The sequence below is a fragment of the Bradyrhizobium sp. 153 genome, assembly GCF_023073835.1.
GTDB lineage: Bacteria > Pseudomonadota > Alphaproteobacteria > Rhizobiales > Xanthobacteraceae > Bradyrhizobium.
On sequence record NZ_JADPKH010000007.1, the window covers coordinates 106,217 to 113,212 of the forward strand.

At 63.4% G+C, this 6,996-nt stretch carries 5 protein-coding genes; all 5 read right to left on the bottom strand.

The features are described from left to right. Nucleotides 1–50: 50 nt before the first annotated feature. Nucleotides 51–797, bottom strand: a complete 747-nt coding sequence (locus IVA91_RS01810; RefSeq protein WP_247279848.1) for a hypothetical protein — start codon at nucleotides 795–797, stop codon at nucleotides 51–53. Nucleotides 798–806: 9 nt separating this feature from the next. Next, nucleotides 807–2,057 carry an adenylate/guanylate cyclase domain-containing protein gene (locus tag IVA91_RS01815; RefSeq protein WP_247279849.1) on the bottom strand — a complete coding sequence of 417 codons (1,251 nt, stop codon included), beginning with the start codon at nucleotides 2,055–2,057 and terminating at the stop codon, nucleotides 807–809. After that, entirely contained in the window at nucleotides 2,054–2,443 is a 390-nt protein-coding gene (locus IVA91_RS01820) for a response regulator (protein WP_247279850.1), read from the bottom strand. Before IVA91_RS01820 ends, IVA91_RS01815 begins: the two co-directional genes overlap by 4 nt. After that, nucleotides 2,440–5,022, bottom strand: a complete 2,583-nt coding sequence (locus IVA91_RS01825; RefSeq protein WP_247458284.1) for an ATP-binding protein — start codon at nucleotides 5,020–5,022, stop codon at nucleotides 2,440–2,442. The genes IVA91_RS01820 and IVA91_RS01825 overlap by 4 nt, the downstream gene beginning before the upstream one ends. A 164-nt stretch (nucleotides 5,023–5,186) precedes the next feature. After that, nucleotides 5,187–6,996, bottom strand: a 1,810-nt coding sequence (locus IVA91_RS01830) for an efflux RND transporter permease subunit (RefSeq protein WP_247458285.1), incomplete at its 5' end; no start/stop codon positions are given.

Sequence of the window (6,996 nt, forward strand, 5' to 3'; positions counted from 1 at the left end):
TAGCCATCCTTCGAGACGCGGCCTAGCGGCCGCTCCTCAGGATGAGGATCTTAAATGACGATCTCCCGCATCACGCGGCGGCAGTCCATCTCATATTCCAGATCGACCACGGGTGGTCGGGCAAAATGCCAGGTGAGGCCGGAGCGCAACGCGCCGCGGCGCACCAACTCGTCGACCAGCGCGTGATGGAAGTCATGCACCGAATAGGCCTGCACGCCGGTGGTGTCCTTCCAGCCGAAGCCGAAGGCCGCCATCCGGTTCTCCATCTGCGCGGTCGTCGTGAAGCGTACCTTCTCCCGCAGCCCTTCCGGGCTGAGGTCGCGGTAACGTACCGTGCGCTCGACATAGGTGCCGCTGCCCTCGCGAGCCTCGGCTCCGCCGGCGATCACGAAGCTCGGCGATTTCGACGGGGTCGGGCGCGTGAAGGAGAACGCGTAGAACGACGGCTCCGACGGCGGATCGATCTCGGGACAGACATTGCTGCGTGCCACGGGATTGTTGGTGCCGTCGAAGATCCCCCATTCCGACAGCGTCTTCACATAGTGCAGGTTGAACGCGCGAAAACCTTCCTCGCTGAAGGCCGCCGGCGAGCGCAATTCGCAGGCACAGAACGCCGTGAGCGGCCGCCCTGCCTCCTGGATGAGCTTTGCCGCCAGCGCAAATCCTTCCGCAAGCGGCACCAGGCGATCGAACCGGACGCGCTCGATCTCGTAGCCGTCATCTGCGGCGGCACCCGCCGAATACTGGAACACGGACGGAATGAAACGATAATTGCCGGCAGAGAACTCACGAATCATGACGGACTCCTATTCCAGTTGCATGCGAATGCCCTTGGCGCCGTTGAGCAGGCGCTTCAGGTGAAAGCCGGCCAGGGGATCGTCGGCGTTCATGCCGACCAGCGCCGCGAATGCCGGCATGGCGGCGACGTCGCCGGCCTCCATCTTGGCAAAAGCCTGGGAATATAGCGCCGTTTCCGACGCTTCGAATTTGGCCTCCGACAGCGGTTCGAACGCGCGCAGCGGCTCGCTGCGTCCGCGCAGCATCAGCTCGCCTATTGGGCGGCCTTGAAAGTTATCGGCCGACGTGGCGACGCTGATGCTGACACACATGCGCGTTCCCAGATGCTTGTTGGCAGCCTCCAGCCGCGCCGCAATATTGATGGTGTCGCCGTAGGCGGTGTAGTCGAAGAAGCGATTGCCGCCGAAATTACCGACCAGCGCCGGGCCTGCATGCACGCCGATCCGAGTGGTCCCGAAATTCACGCCTCTGCCCCTCCAACGCGCCGAGAAGGCCTCCGCCCAGGCGTCGAGATCATGTGCGCAAGTGACTGCACGCGTCGCATAATCCGGCTGGTCCCCCGGCGCGTTGAAGAGCACCTGGATCGCATCGCCGATGATTTTCGTGACCGTCCCCTCATGTGCGAAGACGATCTCGGTCATGCCGCCGACATATTCATTGAGGAGCTCGCCGAGCATCTGGGGCGGTGCGCTCTCCACCAGCGAGGTGAAGCCGGTGATGTCGGTAAAGATGGTCGCGACGTCGCGCCACTGCACCTCCATGCCGTCGCCGGCGACATCCGCCGCCAGGCGCCTTGCGATCTCCGGCGAGAAGAAGCGCGACAGCGAGGCATGGGCGCGCTCGGCTTCCATCTGGCGCCGCCGCACCTCGCGCAGCATCTCGACGTGGCGAATGGTTTTATCGATCGTGGCTTCCAGATCGGCGAAATCGATCGGCTTGGTCAGGAAGTCGAACGCGCCGCGGTTCATGGCGGTACGGATGTTGCTCATGTCACCATAGGCGGAGACGATGATGGTCGACTTCTTGTCCTCGGCCTCCTGAAGCTTCGTGAGCAGCGACAGTCCGTCCATCCGCGGCATGTTGATGTCGGAGACCACCATATCGACATGCGGATTCCGCTCAAGCGATTGCAGCGCCTCAAGGCCGTCGCGCGCGAACATGATGTCGATGAGCCCGTCCCGGATCTGCCTGCGGAATTTTTGCAGAATCAGCGCCTCGAGATCCGGTTCATCATCGACGAAGAGGATGGTCGCAGTCATGCGGCTTGCTCGAGCCTCGTGTCGATCTCCTGCCGCAACAGCGCAAAGTCGATCGGCTTGGTGAGGAGCCCGACGGCGCCGCGCTCGATCGCCTTGCGGCGCGTTTCGGCATCGCCATAGGCCGTGATCATGATGACGGGAACATCCGGATGCGCGGCACGCACCTTCGGCAGCATGTCGAGCCCGCTCATGCCGGGCATGTTGATGTCCGAGAGAATCAAAATCAGCGAGGGATCGCGAACTTCGGCCGCGCGCCTCAGCGCATCTGGCGCAGAGGACGCAAACTCCATCTGGAAGCGTCCCGCGCGCAGCTCCCGCCGGAACTGCTGCCGGAACAGCGCCTCGACGTCGGGCTCGTCATCGACGACCAGGATATAAACGTTCAAGTCTTGTCTCCAGTAGTTCCACTTGCCGCCATCATGCGCGGCAGCGTGATGATGAATTCGGTGAATACACCGGGCTCGGTGTTCACGTCGATCGTGCCGCCGTGCTGTTTCACGACGATGTCATGGCTCATGGAAAGGCCGAGCCCGGTGCCCTCGCCGGCCGGCTTGGTGGTGAAGAATGGATTGAACATCTTCTCCTTCACCTCGGGCGGGATCCCGGTGCCGTTGTCGCGGATCCGGATCTCGACTCTCTCGCCGAGGTTCTTCGTTGCCGCGCGCAAGATCGGCTCGAAGGCGTCAACGGCGCTCTCCTTGCGCTTGGCAGTTGCGTAGAAGCCGTTGGAGATCAGGTTGAGAAAGACGCGCGTGATCTCCTGCGGATAGATATCGACCATACTGGCGGCGGGATCGAGTTCGCGCTGGAACGTGACGTTGAAGGCCGGTCTTTCGGCGCGCGCGCCGTGGTAGGCCAAATTTAGGCTCTCCTCCAGGACTGCATTGATATCGACGACGCGATGCTCGCCGGAGCCCTCGCGCGAATGCAGCAGCATGTTCCTGACGATGGAATCGGCGCGTTTGCCGTGCTGCACCACTTTCTCGAGATTGCTCCTGAGCATGCCGGTCAGCTCATCGACCTCCTCCTTCATCTTGCCGTCGAGCGCGGCCGACTGCAGGGTCTCCTTGAGCTCGTCGAGCAGCTCGGTCGACACCGCTGAGAAGTTGTTGACGAAGTTGAGCGGATTCTTGATCTCATGGGCGATGCCCGCCGTGAGCTGGCCGAGGGACGCGAGCTTCTCGGTCTGGATCAGGCGATCCTGGGCGGCGCGCAGGTCGTCGAGCGACTGCGACAACTCTCTGGTCCGTTCCTGGACCTCCTCGAACAACCGGACATTCTCGATCGCGATAAGGGCCTGGTCTGCGAAGGTCGTGGCGAGTCCGATCTGCTTCGCGCTAAACGGCCGCACCTCGTGTCGCGTCAGAACGAACACGCCGATCGGTGTGCCCTCTCGAAGCAAGGGCACACCCAGCATCGTACGTACGTTGGCGCGCCTTCGGGCGGACGAAGGCGCGTATTCCGGGTCGGCCTGCACATCCGGGACATGAACCGTCTTGCCATCGAGCAGCGTGCGGCCGACCACACTTCCCCGTTCAGGTACAGACGCGAAAGTCCGAAGCTTGTTTTCCTGCTCCGCGCCGAGCCCGCAGCTTGCCGCCAAATAGAAAACGCCATCATTGGGCCGGAAAATCGTTCCCTCGTCCGCGTCACACAGGCGGGCTGCCGAGCCAACAAGCGTGTTCAGCACGGCTTGCAGGTCGAACGCCGAACGGCTGATGACTTTCAGCACGTCGGCGGTCGCAGTCTGCTGCTGCAGGGACTCGCTCAATTCCGCTGTGCGCCGTTCGACCTTGTTTTCGAGGTCGGCGTAGGATTCCTGCAAGCGCGCGCCCATCTCGTTGAATTGGTCGGCGAGACCTTCGAACTCGTCGCCGGTTTTGATCGAGATGCGCTGGGAGAAGTCGCCGCCGCCGATCCGCTCGGCGCCGCTGCGCAGCGCCTGGATCGGACCGACCATGCGGCGCGCGAGAAAGATCCCCGCAAGCACCGCGAAAATCGAAGCCGCCAGCAGCACGATCGCAAGCCGCTGTAACGAGGCGTAGAGCGAAGCGTAGGCCTCCTCGACCGGCAATTCCACGAACATTGTCCAGCCGAGCGGCGCGATCGGGGCGGAGGCCGTCAGAACCTTCTGCCCCTGAATGTTCGTCGCCTCCTGCAATGCGTCCGGCATGACGCCGCCCCCGGCTTGAGCGCCGCGCACCTGCGCGAGACCAGACATGTCGGTGTTGCGCAGCACAAGACTGATGTCGGGATGCGCGATCAGGCGCCCTCCCGGTCCGACCACGTAGGCAACTCCGCGCTCACCGACCTTGATCTGGGACACAACGTCCCAGATCAGCTTGAGGTTGACCTCGGCGATGCTGACGCCGGCATCCTTGCGCGCACCGGCCAGCGCCAGCGTCATGTACGGCTCGGACTCCCTGCGGAAATAGATGGGTCCGTAATAGACCTTGTGTGCGACTGCTTCGGTGAACTTTGGGTCGCTCGATAGGTCGATGCCGCTGTCGATCGCATCCATCGCCAGCCGCGAGACCCGCAACCGCTCCTTGCCGGTCGAATCCACCTGGGCAAACTCGGTGATCCCAGGCACCTGACGCAGCAGCCGCAGCGCGTCGAACCGGCGCTGCTCGATCGAGCCCGCCGACCAGGGCAGTTGCGTGGTCCAGCCGAGCTGGCTCTCGATCTCCTTGACAAACTGCCCGATCTTGGCCGCGGCCGCCTCGGCCTGCTCATGCTGGACCCGGATCAGCGAGGCCTTGTGTTCGCGATAATAGAAGAAGACCTCGAACAGGCCGTTGGCGAGGAGCGCGACGGTGACCACGGCCACGAACAGCGCGACATATTTGGTGAACAACCGGCTCCTGATCCCCTGCCCCATCCCCGCGCCGGCAGGGACACCATCCGCTGCCGCGGTCGGCAGCGTCCTGGCTTGCGGGGTGTCGGGAACAACGGAAAGGCTCATCCCTTGGAAACTACCAAGAAGAGCGGACCTTGTCTCTCGCAAGCACCCGGGAGCGGCCGCCCGATGGCCGGTGCGGCGCCTCACTACGCGCCGGGGCACAAAAAACACAATAAAAGGGCGGCAACGGAAACCGCTGCCGCCCTCTGGTTCGCGCGCCTACAGCCTCAGGTCGGCCGCAAGGCCTTGTTGGAGCCGAGGTCGAGCTCGTTGACTTGCTTGTTCCGCTCCGAATCGGCCGCCGCGCGATGGTCGGTCGCCAGCACCACGTAGACCGCCGGCAGCACGAACAGCGTGAACAGCGTGCCAATCGACATGCCGGCCACGACGACCAGACCGATCGAGAAGCGGCTGGCCGCACCGGCGCCGGTCGCAGTCAGGAGCGGGATCAGACCCGTCACCATCGCGGCCGTGGTCATCAGGATCGGGCGCAGGCGAATGCGCGCCGACATCTCGATGGCCGAGCGGCGGTCGAGCCGCTCGCTGACCTGGAGCTCATTGGCGAACTCCACCATCAGGATGCCGTGCTTGGTGATCAGGCCGACCAGGGTGAGCAGGCCGACCTGGGTGTAGATGTTCATCGTCGCCACGCCGAAGAACAGCGGGATCAGCGCGCCGACGATCGCCATCGGCACCGAGATCATGATCACCAGCGGGTCGCGCAAGCTCTCGAACTGCGCCGCCAGCACCAGGAAGATGATGATCAGCGCGAAGCCGAAGGTGATCGCGAGCTGGTTACCTTCCTGAACATACTGCCTGCTGTCCGCCAGATAATCGTGGCTGAAGCCTTGCGGCAGCTTCTTGGCCTCGCCTTCGAGGAAATCGACTGCCGCACCAACGGTCACGCCGGGCATCGGCACGGCCGAGAACGTCGCCGAATTGAGCTGGTTGTAGTGGGTCAGCGAGTTCGGGTCGGTCTTGGTCTCGATCGACACCACCGTGGACAGCGGGAGCTGCTGGCCGGTGTTGGTCGTCACATAGTAGCCGCCGAGCGATTCCGGCGACAGACGCTTGCCGCGCGGCACCTGCGGGATCACCTGGTAGGAGCGGCCCTCGAGGTTGAAGCGGTTGATGTAGTTGCCGCCAAGCAGCACCGCGAGCGTAGAGCCGAGGTTCTGCATGTTGACGCCGAGGTCCTGCGCCTTGGTCCGATCGATCGTGACCTTCACGTTCGGCTGATTGTAGGCAAGGTCGCTGTCGGAGACGATGAACATGCCGCTCTTGCGTGCGGCGTCCTTCAGCTTCTCCATCTGCTCATAGACCGTCTGGAATCCGGCGGTGGAGTTGATCACCATCTGGATCGGCAGACCGCCCGGCCCGCCCGGCAGCGGCGGCAGGTTGAATGCGAAGGCCTGCACGCCCTCGATCTTGGAGAGCTCGGCCTGCACCAGCGGCTTGAGCTGGATCGACGACCGCTTGCGCTCGTCCCAAGGCTTCAGGAGCATGCCGGCGATGCCGCCCTGCGGCCCGTTGATGCCGTTCAGCACGAAACGCAGATCGGTCTCGGGGAATTTCTGGAATTCCTTGTCGAGCTTCTCGCCATAGAAATCGACATAGTCGATGTTGGCGTATTTCGGCGCTTTGGTCACCGCAAACACGATGCCCTGGTCTTCCTCCGGCGCCAGCTCCTTCGAGGTGTGCATGTAGAGGAAGCCGACCAAGCCGAGGATCGTCACCGCGAACAGGCCGGTGATCGCCTTGTAATCCAACGAGCGGTCCAGCTTGCGCCCGTACCACCGCGTGATGGCGCCGAACACCCGGTTCACAAGCTTGGAGAACCGGCCTTCTTCGGTGTTCTTCAGCAGCACCGAGCACATCATCGGCGACAGCGTCAGCGCGACCACGCCCGACACGATCACCGAGCCCGCCAGCGTGAAGGCGAATTCGCGAAACAGCGAACCGGTGAGACCGCCAAGAAAGCCGATCGGTGCGTACACGGCCGCTAGCGTGATGGTCATCGAGATGACGGGGCCGACG

Coding starts and splice junctions, on each gene's coding strand:
- IVA91_RS01810 (WP_247279848.1), bottom strand. CDS start 797: ATGATTCGTGAGTTCTCTGCCGGCAATTATCGTTTCATTCCGTCCGTG.
- IVA91_RS01815 (WP_247279849.1), bottom strand. CDS start 2,057: ATGACTGCGACCATCCTCTTCGTCGATGATGAACCGGATCTCGAGGCG.
- IVA91_RS01825 (WP_247458284.1), bottom strand. CDS start 5,022: ATGAGCCTTTCCGTTGTTCCCGACACCCCGCAAGCCAGGACGCTGCCG.